The 15,656-nt window shown below is 40.7% G+C and carries 12 protein-coding genes; 6 read left to right on the top strand and 6 right to left on the bottom strand.

Going from position 1 to position 15,656, the window contains the following annotated elements; translation table 11 throughout:
• Nucleotides 1-32 precede the first annotated feature (32 nt).
• From gudD to EDC44_RS00530, 3 genes are all read left to right on the top strand, one after another.
• On the top strand, nucleotides 33-1,361 hold the full coding sequence (gene gudD, locus EDC44_RS00540; protein ID WP_131974293.1) for a glucarate dehydratase: 1,329 nt from the start codon (nucleotides 33-35) through the stop codon (nucleotides 1,359-1,361).
• Between the two features lie 65 nt (nucleotides 1,362-1,426).
• Nucleotides 1,427-2,278 (top strand): aldo/keto reductase, encoded by an 852-nt coding sequence (locus tag EDC44_RS00535; protein WP_131974291.1) that lies wholly within the window; start codon nucleotides 1,427-1,429, stop codon nucleotides 2,276-2,278.
• A gap of 98 nt (nucleotides 2,279-2,376) precedes the next feature.
• Nucleotides 2,377-3,759 carry a GntP family permease gene (locus EDC44_RS00530; RefSeq protein WP_131974289.1) on the top strand — a complete coding sequence of 461 codons (1,383 nt, stop codon included), beginning with the start codon at nucleotides 2,377-2,379 and terminating at the stop codon, nucleotides 3,757-3,759.
• Between the two features lie 61 nt (nucleotides 3,760-3,820).
• Here the strand turns inward: EDC44_RS00530 and hpt are convergent, their stop codons facing one another.
• On the bottom strand, nucleotides 3,821-4,360 hold the full coding sequence (gene hpt, locus EDC44_RS00525; protein WP_131974287.1) for a hypoxanthine phosphoribosyltransferase: 540 nt from the start codon (nucleotides 4,358-4,360) through the stop codon (nucleotides 3,821-3,823).
• Nucleotides 4,361-4,625: 265 nt separating this feature from the next.
• Nucleotides 4,626-5,981 carry a metalloprotease PmbA gene (gene pmbA, locus EDC44_RS00520; RefSeq protein WP_131974285.1) on the bottom strand — a complete coding sequence of 452 codons (1,356 nt, stop codon included), beginning with the start codon at nucleotides 5,979-5,981 and terminating at the stop codon, nucleotides 4,626-4,628.
• 101 nt (nucleotides 5,982-6,082) lie between these two features.
• On the opposite strand from pmbA, the gene yjgA reads away from it, so the two are divergent.
• Complete coding sequence (gene yjgA, locus EDC44_RS00515) at nucleotides 6,083-6,628, top strand: ribosome biogenesis factor YjgA (protein ID WP_131974283.1); 546 nt, start codon at nucleotides 6,083-6,085, stop codon at nucleotides 6,626-6,628.
• Between the two features lie 48 nt (nucleotides 6,629-6,676).
• On the opposite strand, the gene recN is transcribed toward yjgA, so the two are convergent.
• Nucleotides 6,677-8,353, bottom strand: a complete 1,677-nt coding sequence (recN, locus tag EDC44_RS00510) for a DNA repair protein RecN (RefSeq protein ID WP_131974281.1) — start codon at nucleotides 8,351-8,353, stop codon at nucleotides 6,677-6,679.
• Nucleotides 8,354-8,440: 87 nt separating this feature from the next.
• Nucleotides 8,441-9,370: an NAD(+) kinase gene (locus EDC44_RS00505; protein ID WP_131974279.1), complete on the bottom strand. Its 930-nt coding sequence runs from the start codon at nucleotides 9,368-9,370 to the stop codon at nucleotides 8,441-8,443.
• A gap of 78 nt (nucleotides 9,371-9,448) precedes the next feature.
• Between EDC44_RS00505 and grpE the strand changes: the two genes are divergently transcribed.
• Nucleotides 9,449-10,036: a nucleotide exchange factor GrpE gene (grpE, locus tag EDC44_RS00500; RefSeq protein ID WP_131974277.1), complete on the top strand. Its 588-nt coding sequence runs from the start codon at nucleotides 9,449-9,451 to the stop codon at nucleotides 10,034-10,036.
• Between the two features lie 22 nt (nucleotides 10,037-10,058).
• Here grpE and mnmC read toward each other — a convergent pair whose 3' ends face one another.
• Entirely contained in the window at nucleotides 10,059-12,086 is a 2,028-nt protein-coding gene (gene mnmC / locus EDC44_RS00495; RefSeq protein WP_131974275.1) for a bifunctional tRNA (5-methylaminomethyl-2-thiouridine)(34)-methyltransferase MnmC2/FAD-dependent 5-carboxymethylaminomethyl-2-thiouridine(34) oxidoreductase MnmC1, read from the bottom strand.
• 177 nt (nucleotides 12,087-12,263) lie between these two features.
• Here mnmC and fabB point away from each other — a divergent pair, with 177 nt between their 5' ends.
• Nucleotides 12,264-13,484 carry a beta-ketoacyl-ACP synthase I gene (fabB, locus tag EDC44_RS00490; RefSeq protein WP_131974273.1) on the top strand — a complete coding sequence of 407 codons (1,221 nt, stop codon included), beginning with the start codon at nucleotides 12,264-12,266 and terminating at the stop codon, nucleotides 13,482-13,484.
• A 44-nt stretch (nucleotides 13,485-13,528) separates the two neighbouring features.
• Here fabB and uvrB read toward each other — a convergent pair whose 3' ends face one another.
• Complete coding sequence (gene uvrB, locus EDC44_RS00485; RefSeq protein ID WP_131974271.1) at nucleotides 13,529-15,553, bottom strand: excinuclease ABC subunit UvrB; 2,025 nt, start codon at nucleotides 15,551-15,553, stop codon at nucleotides 13,529-13,531.
• Nucleotides 15,554-15,656: the final 103 nt, after the last annotated feature.

Below are 15,656 nucleotides of genomic sequence, written 5' to 3'. Positions count from 1 at the left end.
TAGTTATTTAAACAGTTACACAGGAGTTTAAAATGAGTACACCTATTATTACCGAAATGCAAGTTATTCCTGTTGCCGGTCACGATAGTATGTTATTAAATTTAAGTGGTGCACACTCACCTTATTTCACCCGTAACATTGTGATCTTAAAAGATAACAGTGGCAATACCGGTGTGGGGGAAGTCCCTGGGGGCGAAAAAATTCGTCAGACCTTAGAAGATGCAAAACCATTAGTTTTAGGTAAAACTTTAGGCGAATATAAAAATATAATGGAAGCCGTACGTAAAGCCTTTAATGATCGTGATGCCTGCGGTCGTGGTTTACAAACCTTTGATTTGCGTACCACGATTCACGTTGTAACCGCCATTGAAGCGGCAATGTTAGACTTATTAGGCCAATTCTTAAACGTATCTGTTGCATCACTTTTAGGTGATGGCCAACAACGCGATGCCGTAGAAATGTTGGGTTATTTATTCTTTGTGGGCGATAAAAAGAAAACAACGTTGCCTTATCAAAGTCAAGAAAATGACCCATGCGAATGGTATCGTATCCGTCACGAAGAAGCATTAACGCCAGAAACCGTAGTTCGCTTAGCGGAGGCTGCATATGAAAAATACGGATTCAATGATTTCAAATTAAAAGGCGGTGTATTAAATGGTTTTGAAGAAGCTGAAGCAGTTACTGCGATTAAAAAAGCCTTCCCTAATGCTCGTGTTACCTTAGATCCTAATGGTGCTTGGTCATTAGATGAAGCTATTAAAATCGGCAAATCCTTAAAAAATGTATTAGCCTATGCCGAAGACCCTTGTGGTGCGGAACAAGGCTATTCCGGTCGTGAAATTATGGCGGAATTCCGCCGTGCTACAGGGTTACCCACAGCAACCAATATGATCGCAACCGACTGGCGTCAAATGGGACATACTATCTCATTACAATCTGTGGATATTCCATTAGCTGACCCGCATTTCTGGACAATGCAAGGTTCCGTACGTGTGGCTCAAATGTGTAATGAATGGGGATTAACTTGGGGTTCTCACTCTAATAATCACTTTGATATTTCTCTTGCAATGTTCACTCACGTGGCTGCCGCTGCACCGGGTAATATCACCGCTATTGATACCCACTGGATCTGGCAAGAAGGTAATCAACGCTTAACCAAAGAACCGCTTCAAATCAAAGGTGGCTTGGTTGAAGTGCCTAAAAAATCGGGCTTAGGTATTGAATTAGATATGGATCAAGTGGTTAAAGCACACGAATTCTATAAAAATATGAATTTAGGTGCTCGCGACGATGCAATGGCGATGCAATTCTTAATTCCAAATTGGACATTTGATAACAAAAAACCTTGTTTAGTACGTTAATTTAACTTTTTATAAATTGTCCGTTTTATTGAGCGGGCAATTTTTTCAATTTAACGGAGAATACAATGAATAAAATCACATTAAAAAATGGTGAAAAACTTACCGCACTTGGTATGGGTACGTGGTTTATGGGAGAGCGTGCGGAATTACGACAAAGTGACATTACCGCCTTACGTTATGGCATTGAAAACGGTGTTAATATCATTGATACCGCAGAAATGTATGGCAATGGTCGTTCAGAACGATTAGTAGGTGAAGCTATTGCACCTTATACTCGCGAAAGTCTTTATATTATTTCCAAAGTCTTACCGAACAATGCCAATAAACGCAACATGGAAAAATCCTGTGATCAATCACTCAAAGCACTTAATACGGATTATTTAGATATGTATTTATATCATTGGCGTGGCACGACACCACTTGCAGAAACCGTAGAAACTTTAGAAATTCTTAAAACAAAAGGTAAAATTCGCGCTTGGGGAGTATCCAATTTTGATTTAGAAGATATGCAAGAATTACTGGCATTACCACAAGGTAATCAATGTCAAACCAATGAAGTGTTATTTCATTTAGGTTCTCGTGGCATTGAATATGTACTAAAACCTTATCAAGATAAACATTCAATTCCAACTATTGCTTATTGTCCGCTAGCTCAAGCAGGTCAGCTGCAACGTGGTTTAATCACACATCCGGCAGTTAATACAATAGCGCAAGAATTAAGTTGCACACCATATCAAGTATTACTTTTGTTCGTATTAGCCCAGCCTAATATGATCGCTATCCCTAAAGCAGGACAATTACAACACGTGAAAGATAATATTGCCTGTTTACAGATGTCATTAAATATCGAACAACTACAACGATTAAATCAAATATTTCCTATACCCAAAGTACGGGAAATGCTTGATGTAGTTTAATGTCTTCATTTTGTGATCTGCTTCTCAGATTCCGTTGGCCAATTTTGCTAATATCGCTTTGGGTGGATTCCTTTTTAAAATAAATTATGGAGGAAGTTATGAGTGGTATTTCTTTGATTATTAGCTTTATAATTGCCATTATAATCATGATCTGGATGATATCGAAACTCAAGGTACATCCTTTCTTGGCATTAATGAGTATTTCGTTAGTTCTTGCTCTGGTTGCGGGTATTCCTTTGGATAAAATACCCGGCATGATCGGAACAGGCTTTAGCGGAACTTTTCGGAGTATCGGGATTGTAATTATCTTCGGTGCAATTATCGGTACAGTATTGGAAAAAACCGGTGCGGCACTAAAACTAGCGGATATGGTTGTAAAAATTGTCGGTCAAAAACGCCCTGAACTCGCAATGTTGATTATGGGATGGATCGTTGGTATTCCGGTCTTTTGCGACAGTGGGTTTGTAGTATTAAATCCGATCCGTGAAGCTCTGTATAAGAAAATTCTAGCGAATCCTGTCGGAATGGCTGTAGGTTTAAGTGGCGGGCTTTATGCCGCCCATGTATTTATCCCTCCGACACCGGGACCAATTGCCGCTGCAGGTGCATTAGGATTAGAATCTAATTTATTACTCATTATTTTAATGGGGGTAGTTGTATCTATTCCTGTTTTGACTGCGGTTTACATATTCTCTAAATATATCGGTAAACGAGTTATTATTGAAGATGAAGCACAAGCTGATGCCGTGATTGCAAAAAGTTATGATGAATTATTAAAACAATATGGCGTGTTACCGAGCGGTTTCTTAAGTATCACCCCGATTTTAATGCCGATTATATTTATGGCACTAGGTTCTATTGCGAAAATTACAGAAGTTGAAGGAACATTCGGCATTATTATGATTCAATTCTTAGGTAATCCGATAATTGCATTAGCCATCGGTGTGATTTTCTCTATTTTCTTATTGGTACAAACGAAAAAAACAGCCGAGTTTAATGATCTGACTAACGAAACCTTAAAAATCGTTGGTCCGATTCTATTCATTACCGCAGCCGGTGGTGTGCTTGGACGTGTGATTACTGAAGCGGGATTTGTGGATTACATCAAACAAAATGCCCATATTATCAGCACTGCGGGTATTTTCTTCCCATTCATTATTTCTGCTATTTTAAAAACTGCTCAAGGCAGTTCGACTGTGGCAATTATTACCACAGCCTCTATTATGGGAATGTACAATGCGAGTGATTCCTTAATGCAAGTGCTTGGTTTGACCTCCGAAATGGCTGCCGCATTATGCGTTATGGCGATTGCTGCCGGTGCAATGTGCGTATCACATGCTAACGATAGTTATTATTGGGTTGTCACAAACTTTACTAAAATGACTCCGCAGCAAGGTTACAAAACCCAAACTATGATGACCTTCATTATGGGGGTAGTCGGTATTATCACCGTATATATTCTTTCGTTGATTTTATTATAAACATAAAAAACGGTTGGAAACTTTTAAGTTTCCAACCGCACTTTTGAATAAGTTTAATATATTACTCTTCTAAAATAACTTTTCCGATATACCCCAAATTACGATAGCGTTGTGCATAATCAATACCATAACCGACAACAAATTCGTCCGGAATTGCAAAGCCAATCCAATCTACCGGTACTTCCACTTCGCGACGAGACGGTTTATCCAATAAAGTACAAATTGCCAAAGAAGCCGGGCTGCGTAATAATAAAATTTCACGCACTTTTTCCAGCGTATATCCGGTGTCAATAATATCTTCGACAATCAGCACATGCTCACCTTTAATATCACCAGCAAGATCTTGGCTGATTTTTACATCATGATTAGTCGTCATTCCACTACCGTAACTGGACGTAGTCATAAATTCAATTTCTATCGGTAAATGAATTTCCCGTACTAAATCGGCCATAAACATGAATGAACCGCGTAGTAAACCCACTATAATTAATTTATCAATATGCTGGTGTTGATAGAATTGCGTGATTTCTTTTCCTAATTCCACAATTCTTGACTTTACTTCTTGCTGCGGAATTAAAATATCAACATGATGTTTTTTCATAATTTACTCTTTGTTATCAATCAAACAATGTCGCTATTATAGCACAGAATAAAAAAAGTCAGAGCATCTCTACTCTGACCTTTTAAATACCCTAACGAATTTACTTTCTACTCTACTCGCTACCTTGGTAGCTCCTGCCTATAACAATAGTGTTATACGAATAGGATTGGTCTCTCACCTCAACCCTGCTCTTAACAGGTAGTGATATATTAACAAATCAACTATAAATGTCAATAGGAATTATTCTCATTTATTAAAATATTTTTTAATTTCCTGAAACCTTCATTTTTTCCAATAAAATGGAACCGGTTTGAATATTAGAACGATGCTCAATATCATTACCTACGGCAACAATATTACGGAACATATCCTGCAATTGTCCCGCAATGGTAATTTCGGCCACAGGATACTGAATTTTGCCGTTCTCCACCCAAAAACCGGCTGCACCGCGAGAATAATCGCCCGTCACCATATTCACGCCCTGTCCCATTAATTCAGTGACTAATAAGCCTGTTCCCATTTGGCGTAAAAGTGCGGTCAATCCGCCGTCAGAATTCGATTTAACTAACCAGTTATGAATACCGCCTGCGTGTCCGGTACTTTGCATGCCTAGCTTTTTACCGCTGTAACTGGTTAATAAATAGGTTTGTAAAATCCCTTGTTCAATAATTTCACGGGAAACAGTTCGTACGCCTTCGCTATCAAAAGGGGATGAAGCTAATCGACCGATTAAATGCGGGCGTTCACTAATTTGGAACCAGTCCGGTAACACTTGTTTGCCTAAATGATCCAATAAAAAACTGGCTTTGCGGTACAAACTGCCGCCGCTGATTGCGGTAGCTAAGTGAGACACCAAGCCTGTTGCGACATCATTCAAGAAAATCACTGGAACTTCCTGAGTCGCAATTTTCTGCGGTTGCAAACGTTCAAGGGTTTTTCTCGCACAATTTTCACCAACCCACACCGCACTTTCTAAATCTTTAATATTACGGGCAATAGTATATTCATAATCACGCTCTAATTGATCTCCAAATCCTGCAATCATACTACAAGATAAAGAATAACGGCTGGACAAATAACTTTTGAGCAAACCATGGCTGTTGCCATATACACGCACGCCCGTATGAGAATTAAACATCCCCCCCTCACTATTGACAATGCGTTCATCATAAGCCATTGCGGTTTGCTCCGCTTCAATCGCCAATTGAGCAGCTTGATCCACATCGATCTCTGCTTCGTGATACAGCTGCAAATCCGGTGCATTAAAGGCCATTAATTCTTTTTCTGCCAAACCGGTGCATTCGTCCGGCGAAGTATATTTGGCGATAGCCAATGCGGCCTCCACAGTATTTTTAATTGCTTCGTAACTTAAATCGGAAGTGGAAGCATTACCTTTTTGCTGTCCTAAATACACGGAAATACCTAATGCACCGTCATTATTAAATTCAACATTTTCAATTTGTTGCAAACGACAAGACACAGATAAACCGCTGACTTTCGTTACGTCGACTTCCGCCGTTGCACCGGCTTTTGTTGCAATTTTAATAGCATAGCTCACCGCCTCTTGAAGTTGTTGTTCTTGTTGTTTTAAAAGTGCGGTTTGATTTTGTTCGTTTTTCATCAGATAACCTTTTTTACTAAATTTTCCGATATTCTATCGCATTGTGATAGAATGCCCAAAACTATTTCATAATCGGCTTCATAAAATAAAGGAAAATAATAATGGCTCGAGGCAAGAAAAAGAAAGATAAAGAATTAGATTGGCTTGATGAGGAACAAGAAGAAATTATTTGGGTGAGCAAAAGCGAAATCAAACGTGATGCTGAAGAACTCAAAAAATTAGGTGAAAAATTAGTAGCGCTGACTAAAGCTAAATTAGACAAAATGCCACTGGATGAAAATTTGTTAGATGCGATTGAGCTGGCTCAACGCGTACAAAAAGAAGCCCGTCGTCGCCAGCTACAATATATCGGTAAACTATTGCGTAATATTGATCCTGCCCCTATTCAAGAAGCGTTAGATAAATTAGAAAACAAGCATAAGCAACAACAAGCTATGTTACACAAATTAGAAGTGCTCAGAGATGAATTAATTGCGAAAGGCGATGAAGGCTTAACCGAATTATTAAACGATTATCCGTATGCCGATCGCCAACATTTACGTAATTTAATTCGTTCAGCTCAAAAAGAAAAAGAGCAACACAAGCCGCCAAAAGCTTACCGTGAAATTTATCAGGTTTTAAAAGAACTGGCACTGCCGGAAGAATAAAAAATAAAGAGATATCCCTGTAACAAATCGTTCATTACAGGGATTTTTTTAAGACGCTAACGCTAACATTTCTTCTGCATTTGCCAAAACATTTTCCGTAATTTTTTGACCGCCTAATAGACGAGCCAGTGCTTTTACCCGTTGTTGATTAGAAAGTGCGGTCATATTTGTCTCTGTTTTATTGTCAACAACGGATTTTTCCACCCAGAAGTGATGATGGGCGGCACAGGCGACTTGCGGTAAATGAGTAACACATAACACTTGACATTTTTGTCCGAGTTTACGCAATAATTTACCCACAACACTGGCTGTAGCACCACTAATTCCAACGTCAATTTCATCAAAAATCAAAGTTGGGATTGATGATTTATCAGTAGTCAATACTTGAATAACCAATGCAATTCGAGAAAGTTCACCGCCGGATGCCACTTTAGTTAACGATTGTGCTGCCTGCCCTAAATTACTGCGTAAAGTAAAGATGGCGGAATCCGCACCGTTTATATCAACTTTTGTCAAATCCGATTGTATTTCCACAAAAAATTCTGCATTTTCCATTGCTAAATGCTTAATTGACTTCGTCACTTCTTTCGCTAATTTGACCGCACTTTGCCGGCGACTTGCCGAAAGTTGACGAGCCGATTGCAACATTTGTTCGTGCGCTTTATTTTCCGCTTCCAATAAGCTGTCTTCACTGTCGCTAAATTCCATTAATTGAGACAATTCTTGGGTTAATCGTTGATGATATGAAGCTAATTCTTCCGGAGCGACATTATGTTTACGGGCAAGGCTAATCGTTTTACTCATCCGCGCCTCCACTTCCTGCAAAGCGTGAGGATCTTGCTCAATATTATTGGCGAGGTGATACACTTCGCTTGTTGCTTCCTGCACTTGAATCAAAGCATCTTGCAACATACCTTGAATGTCCGAATAACGACTATCCAACGCAGCTAAATCATCAATATATTTACTTGCCCGATACAGCATTGAATCGATATTAGCTTCTTCATTCTCACTCAAAACATTCAGTAATCCTTGAGACAACGAAGTTAATTCTTCACTATTGGAAAGTCGGCTATGCTCACTTTCTAGCTCTTCATATTCACCGATTTTAAGATCAAACTCATCCAATTCTTCAACTTGATATTGCAACAACTGTTTGCGTGCTTCGTTTTCCGCTTGTTGCTGCTTGAATTGTTTTACTTTTTGTTGAATGGTCTTCCAAGCGGAATAATCCTTTCGCATTTGATGCAACAAATCGTTGTGTGCGGAAAAATTATCCAGAAGTTGTAATTGATAATCTGCTTTTAGCAATAATTGTGAAGCGTGCTGCCCGCTGATATGTACTAAACATTGTCCCAATTCTTTGAGCTGAGAAGCCGAAACCGGCGTATTATTGATATAGGCCTTAGAGCGTCCGTCAGAATTGACGATACGACGTAAAATACACTCTTGCGGATTTTCATTATCCTGTAATTCATGTGCTTGCAACCATTGAAGTGCGGGTAAATTTTCAGTTAATTTGAAAGTGGCACAAACTTCCGCCCGCTGATTGGCATCACGCAACATTGTAGTTTCCGTACGGCTACCCAAGCACAGTCCCAACGCATCTAAAGCAATGGATTTTCCGGCACCGGTTTCACCGGTAATGGCAGACATTCCCTGAAATAATTCAATATCCAAATGACGAACGATAGCAAAATTATTGATAGTGAGTTGAGTGAGCATAATTAACACCTTACTGTATAACAATACACTGATTAATTACCAGTATATATTGTTTTTTTATACAGTAAAGCATTTTTTACGGAAATTTTAGAATAACTTTTTCAACCAACCGAGTTTAGAACTTAACACATTGTAATAATTATAATTATTCAAATGTAATAATTTCAATTTATGGGGATATTTTTGTACAATGATCACATCGTCACTGGAAAACGGTAAAGCGACTTGGCTGTCACAGCTCATTTCCAATTGAGAAATATTATAATCGGCAAAACGCATAGAGATTTTGCTATTACCGTCAATGACCAACGGACGGGATGAAAGCGTATGCGGAAACATTGAAACTAATGCAATGGCATTAAGTTGTGGGGTTAAAATCGGCCCACCGGCCGAAAGCGAATATGCAGTTGATCCTGTCGGAGTGGCAATAATCAGACCGTCGGAACGTTGGGAAAAGGCAAATTTATCGTCAATATATACATGGAAATCGATCATATGAGCAATTTTTGCCGGGTGAAAAACCACTTCATTAATGGCATTGGCGGTTTGGATGATTTCCCCCTCTCGCTCAATCTTTGCTTCCAACAAAAAACGCTCTTCCACAAAAAATTCACCGTCTAAACAGGCTTGTAATTGAGCATATGCATTTTTCGGATCAATATCGGTTAAAAAACCTAAATTACCGCGGTTTATACCAATTAAGGCAATATCATATCGGCATAACGCACGTGCACGTCCCAACATATTACCATCGCCGCCAATGACGATCGCCAATTGTGCGGCAGAACCGATTTGATCAAGCGTTGCAATGTGTTTGTGCGGTAAATTAAATTTTTTGCCTACGGCTTCTTCGACCAACACTTCATAACCACGTTCAAGCAACCATGTGAACAAATTTTTATGCATTTGCATTGTGCTGTCATTACGCGGTTTCCCTACTAACCCAATGATTTTAAAAGAATCGCACAATGGATTAGGCACCGATGTATTCGGAAAATTATTTTGCAAGCTATTCATTTATTTTATGACTTGAATTTAAAAAATTAGTCATTATATTATACGTAATTCACCCATTTGACTAGAAGGAAAATAAAAATGTCTAAACAAGAGCAAAAAGTAGAAAATCAAGAAGAATGCCAACAAACTCAAACGCCGGAAGTTGAAGAATCGGCAACCGAACAAACCACACAAGAAGTTGATCCGTTAGAAGAAGCGATTGCCCGTGTACAAGAATTAGAAGAACAATTAGCGGAAACAACTAAGAAAGAACAGGATTTATTATTACGTACTCGTGCGGAGATTGATAATATTCGTCGCCGTACAGAACAAGATGTTGAAAAAGCCCATAAATTTGCACTGGAAAAATTCTCTAAAGATGTGCTAAATACCATTGATAATTTAGAACGTGCCCTAGCGACTCCGGCAAACCATGAAGATGAAACGGTTAAAGCCTTATTTGACGGTGTAGAGCTTACTTTAAAAGAACTATTAGCAACGGTCTCTCGCCATGGTGTTGAACCCATCGGCGTGGTTGGCGAAGTCTTTAATCCGGATTTGCACCAAGCGATTTCTATGCAGCCGACAGAAGGTTTTACCAGCAATCAAATCACTCAAGTATTGCAAAAAGGCTATTTGCTGAACGGACGAGTGATCCGTCCTGCAATGGTGATGGTTGCAGCTTAACTTTCAATTTTAGGACGCCATCTTATGGCGTCCCGACTACGGTTCCCTTCAATAATTTCCGCATCCAACTGCGATTGACCGACAGTGCCTGCACAATATCTTCACTTAACGGCAAAGGTTCGCCGTAAATTAACGATGCCAGCGACTCGCCTAATAAAGGTGCGGAAGTTAATCCCCGCGATCCCAGTGCCCCGACTAAAAATAAATTATCAAAATTGACCGCACTTTTAATTGGCTGTTTGCGACGGCGAAGATTAAAAATATTTTTATAATCAATCACCTGTTGATTAAAATTCGGTACATTACCCATCAACGGAATACGATCCCGCACGGCACAGCGGATCCCTTGGCGAGCCAAATTATAGGCTGTATCGACTTCGTTTACCCATTCCATTGGTGCAAGATTTTGCTGAATTTTTTGCTGATTTTGCTGTTGTTCGGCTTGGCTGAATTCCCGATTATCGCAATCCCGCACGTGGCTTGCACCGATACAATGAAATTGTTTTGCTTCATCAACCGGCGTAAGATAACCGTCATAGCAGATTACCGTTTTTAATTTCAGTAAATTTTCACTAGTCGCAATTTGGCTCACCTGCCCACGCACCGCATAAATCGGCAAAACTTGAGTTTGGGTAAATTGGTTCAGTTTATGCCCGTTCGCGATGATCACGACATCGTGCGTAAACTGCTCACCTTGTGCATTTTTCAAGATCCATTGGTGCTGTTGCTGCGAAAGTGCGGTGATTTCTTGAGAATTTCTAAAAATTAGACCGCACTTTTGCAAATACGCAAACAGATTTTGTACAAATTGACAGGGTGCTAACCAACCGCCTTGAGGAATAAAACCGCCGCCACAAGGCAACGGCAACCCCACGGTTTTACTGAGCGCTTCTTGATCTAAGGCTTGATACAAACTTGGATCCCATTGATAGGCCGCAATTTTATCTAACTTATGTTGTGCTTTTTCCGAATAACCCGTAAGTGCCACGCCACAAAACTGATGTTCAAATTCTAATCCCTGTTCCATAGCCCAACGCAGCTGCTGGTTGCCATAAGCAAAGGCATGAATATAAAAGCGGATATTGATCAAATCGTCATCACTGAGTTGAGGATAAAACGCCCCTTGTTTATTGCCTGAAGCATTAAATGCGGGCTGTTCGTCTTCACAATAAACCACTACCTTGCCACCCCGTTGCAAAACAGATAACGCGGTAAACAATGAAGCAATTCCACCGCCAATGATGGCAACAGATGAATTTTCGCTGAAATTCACCGCACTTTTCGGCAAATACCAAGGGGTTTTAATTTCAAGTGCGGTAGTATTTCTCATTTTTTCACCGAATAGCATTTCCCGCTTTTTGCCGTAACCTTTACGTTTATGCACGTTAAATCCCGCTTGTTCCAATCCTTTTCGTACATGACTTGCCGCAGTAAATGTTGCAAACGTGCCGTTTGGTTTGGTGTAACGATACATTTGGCGATACAATCCATCATTCCACATTTCAGGATTTTTACTCGGCGAAAAACCGTCTAAAAACCACGCATCAATTTTATTGAGCATATAATCGCCCAACTGCGGCAAATTATCCGCCACATCACCAAACCATAGATCCAATGTGGTTTCCGCAAAATGAAAACGATAGCAACCTTCGATGGGCTTTAGCCATTTTTGTTGTAATTGTCGAGCCAGTTCGGCAAATTCCGGATAAGCTGAATGAGCCAACTGAAGAGCGGTCAATTCCAGCGGATATTTTTCAAAACTGATAAAAAATAAACGTTTGAGCTTTGCTTGAGGAAATTGCTCGCGGAATTGACGAAATAATTGTGTTACCGCAAAAAAATTTAACCCTGTGCCAAAGCCCGTTTCCGCAATCACAAAATGCGGTTGCTCGAAATTAATCCAACGCGACCATAGTCGATTACCTTCTTGGAAAACATAACGGCTTTCATCCAATCCGTTTTGGTTAGAAAAATAGACATCGTCAAATTGTTCGGAAACAGGTGTATTATCTTGATTAAAATAGATTTTTGCATTAGAAATCGGTTGCATTTTGCTTTTTCTCATCTGTCTTTTCAATGTGGTTAGTATTATAATACGCCAAGTTTTTTCTTTATACACTGGTCCCACATTAAAATTAATACTTGCATTATTATTTTTTTATAGTATGGTAACGCCAGCGTACAGATGTAAGTTGAAATTTTCTTTTAATAAAGTAAGGAATAAAATATGAAAAGAGCGGTTATTACAGGCTTTGGGGTGATCTCAAGTATCGGTAACAACAAACAAGAAGTCTTGGAATCATTAAAAGCTGGTAAATCCGGTATCGAAACCGTACCTGAATTTATTGAAATGGGCATGCGTAGCCAAATTGCCGGCACAATTAAATTGAATCCGGCAGATCATATTGACCGTAAAGTGTATCGTTTTATGGGCGATGCCGCGGCTTATGCTTATCTTTCAATGCGTGAAGCTATCGAAGATTCCGGTTTGACCGAAGATCAAGTATCTAACGATCGCACCGGTTTGATCATCGGTGCGGGTACAGGTTCTGCTCATAGTCAGTTAATCGCTTGTGATGCGGCTCGCGGGCCACGCGGTGTAAAAGCTATTGGTCCTTATGCCGTAACCAAAACAATGGCATCCAGCGTTTCTGCTTGTTTAGCAACCCCTTACAAAATCCGTGGTGTCAACTATAGTATCAGTTCGGCTTGTGCCACATCCGCACACTGTATCGGTCACGCTTGGGAATTAATCCAATTAGGCAAACAAGATGTTGTATTTGCCGGCGGTGCGGAAGAATTAGGTTGGGAATGTGCTTCCGAATTTGATGCCATGGGTGCGGTTTCCACCAAATACAATGACACGCCGAAAAAAGCATCTCGTGCTTACGACGCAAACCGCGACGGTTTCGTCATTGCTGGTGGCGGCGGTGTGGTTGTCGTAGAAGAATTAGAACATGCTCTTGCTCGCGGTGCTAAAATTTACGCAGAAATCATCGGCTACGGTGCGACCTCCGACGGTTATGACATGGTTGCCCCAAGCGGTGAAGGTGCGGAACGTTGTATGAAACAGGCATTAGCCAACGTAAATACTCCGATCGATTACTTAAACGTACACGGTACTTCAACTCCGGTAGGTGATGTAAAAGAATTAGGTGCAATTAAAGCCGTATTCGGCGACAAAATACCACCAATTTCTTCCACCAAATCAATGACCGGCCACTCATTGGGGGCGGCAGGTGCACATGAAGCAATCTATACGTTATTAATGTTAGAAAATGATTTTATCGCACCAAGCATTAATATCGATCAACTAGACGAACAAGCGGAAGGCTGCAACATCCAAACCAAATTGGTTGAAAACGCAGGCTTAACCACCGTAATGTCAAACAGCTTCGGCTTTGGCGGCACAAACGCAACGTTGGTATTTAAGAAATATCAAGGTTAATTAAAAGCAAAGAGCGGTTGAAAATAACCGCTCTTTTTTATTTATCATTCACTCAATGCAAACTGCTCTCGTAATAAATGCAGTTGATCCCGTAACGCGGCTGCCTGTTCGAATTCCAAATCTTGTGCGGCTTTGTACATTTGCTGTTCGAGCCGTTTAATTTGTTTTTGTAGCTCTTTCGGACTTTTTGCTGCATAAAGTGCGGTAGGTTCTGCCACAGTTTTTGTTTTAGCTTTACCTTTCGATTTATAACCCGAACCTTGTCCGATATCTAACAGTTCACCTACTTTTTTATTCAACGCTTGCGGTATAATGCCGTATTCTTCGTTGTATTTCATTTGTTTTTCGCGGCGGCGTTGGGTTTCATTAATGGCTTTTTCCATTGATTTGGTAACGGTATCGCCGTATAAAATGGCTTTCCCTTTCAAATTTCGAGCCGCACGGCCGATAGTTTGGATCAGTGACCGTTCGGAACGCAGGAAGCCTTCTTTGTCCGCATCTAAAATGGCGACTAACGACACTTCCGGCATATCCAAACCTTCACGCAGCAAGTTGATACCCACCAATACATCAAATTCACCCAAACGCAAATCACGGATAATTTCCACCCGTTCCACAGTATCAATATCGGAATGTAGATAACGTACGCGGACAGCGTGTTCTTCCAAATAATCCGTAAGATCTTCCGCCATTCGTTTGGTGAGCGTAGTCACCAGAACCCGCTCGTTTTGCTCCGCTCTTTGACGGATTTCCGATAATAAATCATCCACTTGGGTCATCACAGGGCGTACTTCAATTTCGGGATCCAACAAGCCTGTTGGCCGCACCACTTGATCAATAACCTCACCGCCGGAATGTTCCAGTTCATAAGGTCCCGGCGTAGCAGACACATAAACGGTTTGCGGTGCAAGGCGTTCAAATTCTTCAAAACGCAACGGGCGGTTATCCAAAGCGGACGGCAAACGGAAGCCGTATTCCACCAGCGTTTCTTTACGAGAACGGTCACCACGGTACATACCGCCGATTTGCGGCACGGTGACGTGGGATTCATCAATAATCAGCAGGGCATCGCTCGGCATATAATCAAACAACGTCGGCGGCGGTTCGCCTTCATTTCTGCCCGATAAATAGCGGGAATAATTTTCGATACCGGAACAATAGCCCAGTTCATTCATCATTTCGATATCAAATTGAGTACGTTGGGTAATGCGTTGCTCTTCCAGCAATTTATTATTTTTCAATAAATATTCCCGTCGTTCCGCCAGTTCTGCTTTGATTTGTTCGATAGCATCTAAAATCCGTTCTCTGGGGGTGACATAGTGGGTTTTCGGATAAACAGTAAAACGCGGCACAGAACCAAAATTCGCTCCTGTAAGCGGGTCAAAAATCACCAATCGCTCAATTTCATCATCAAATAATTCCACCCGAATAGCTTTATCATCCGATTCCGCCGGGAAAATATCAATAATCTCGCCCCGTACGCGGAATGTGCCCCGTTGAAAAGCCTGATCGTTGCGGGTATATTGCAGCTCTGCCAACTGAGCCAAAATCTGCCGCTGATTGATAATCGCCCCTTGCTGCAAATGCAACATCATTTTCAAATAAGAATCGGGATCGCCCAAACCGTAAATGGCAGACACGGAAGCTACCACGATAGTATCACGGCGTTCCAGAAAAGATTTGGTGGCAGATAACCGCATTTGTTCGATTTGGTCATTGACGGATGCATCTTTTTCAATAAAAGTATCGCTTGCCGGTACATAGGCTTCCGGTTGATAGTAATCATAGTAAGAGACGAAATACTCTACCGCATTTTCCGGAAAAAACGCTTTCATTTCCGCATAAAGTTGAGCGGCAAGGGTCTTATTCGGTGCAAGCAGCATTGCCGGTCGGTTGAGCCGGGCGATCACATTGGCGATAGTAAAGGTCTTGCCCGATCCCGTTACCCCGAGCAAGGTTTGATGAGCCAGCCCGTCATTCAAGCCTTCGATAAGTTTTTCAATCGCCTGCGGCTGATCGCCGGACGGTTTAAAATCAGAATGTAATTTAAAAGGTTTTGATGTTTTCATAAGTGCGGTTAAATTTTCAAAAATTTGATGAACTATTATCTGTGGTTATTTCCCTAATTTCAATGAAATAATACATCCGCCAATAATCCACAATACTCCAATG

The organism is Cricetibacter osteomyelitidis (assembly GCF_004340985.1).
Taxonomy (GTDB): domain Bacteria; phylum Pseudomonadota; class Gammaproteobacteria; order Enterobacterales; family Pasteurellaceae; genus Cricetibacter; species Cricetibacter osteomyelitidis.
The sequence above is the reverse complement of the archived record's forward strand: the minus strand, read 5'-3'. Positions and strand labels throughout refer to the sequence as shown.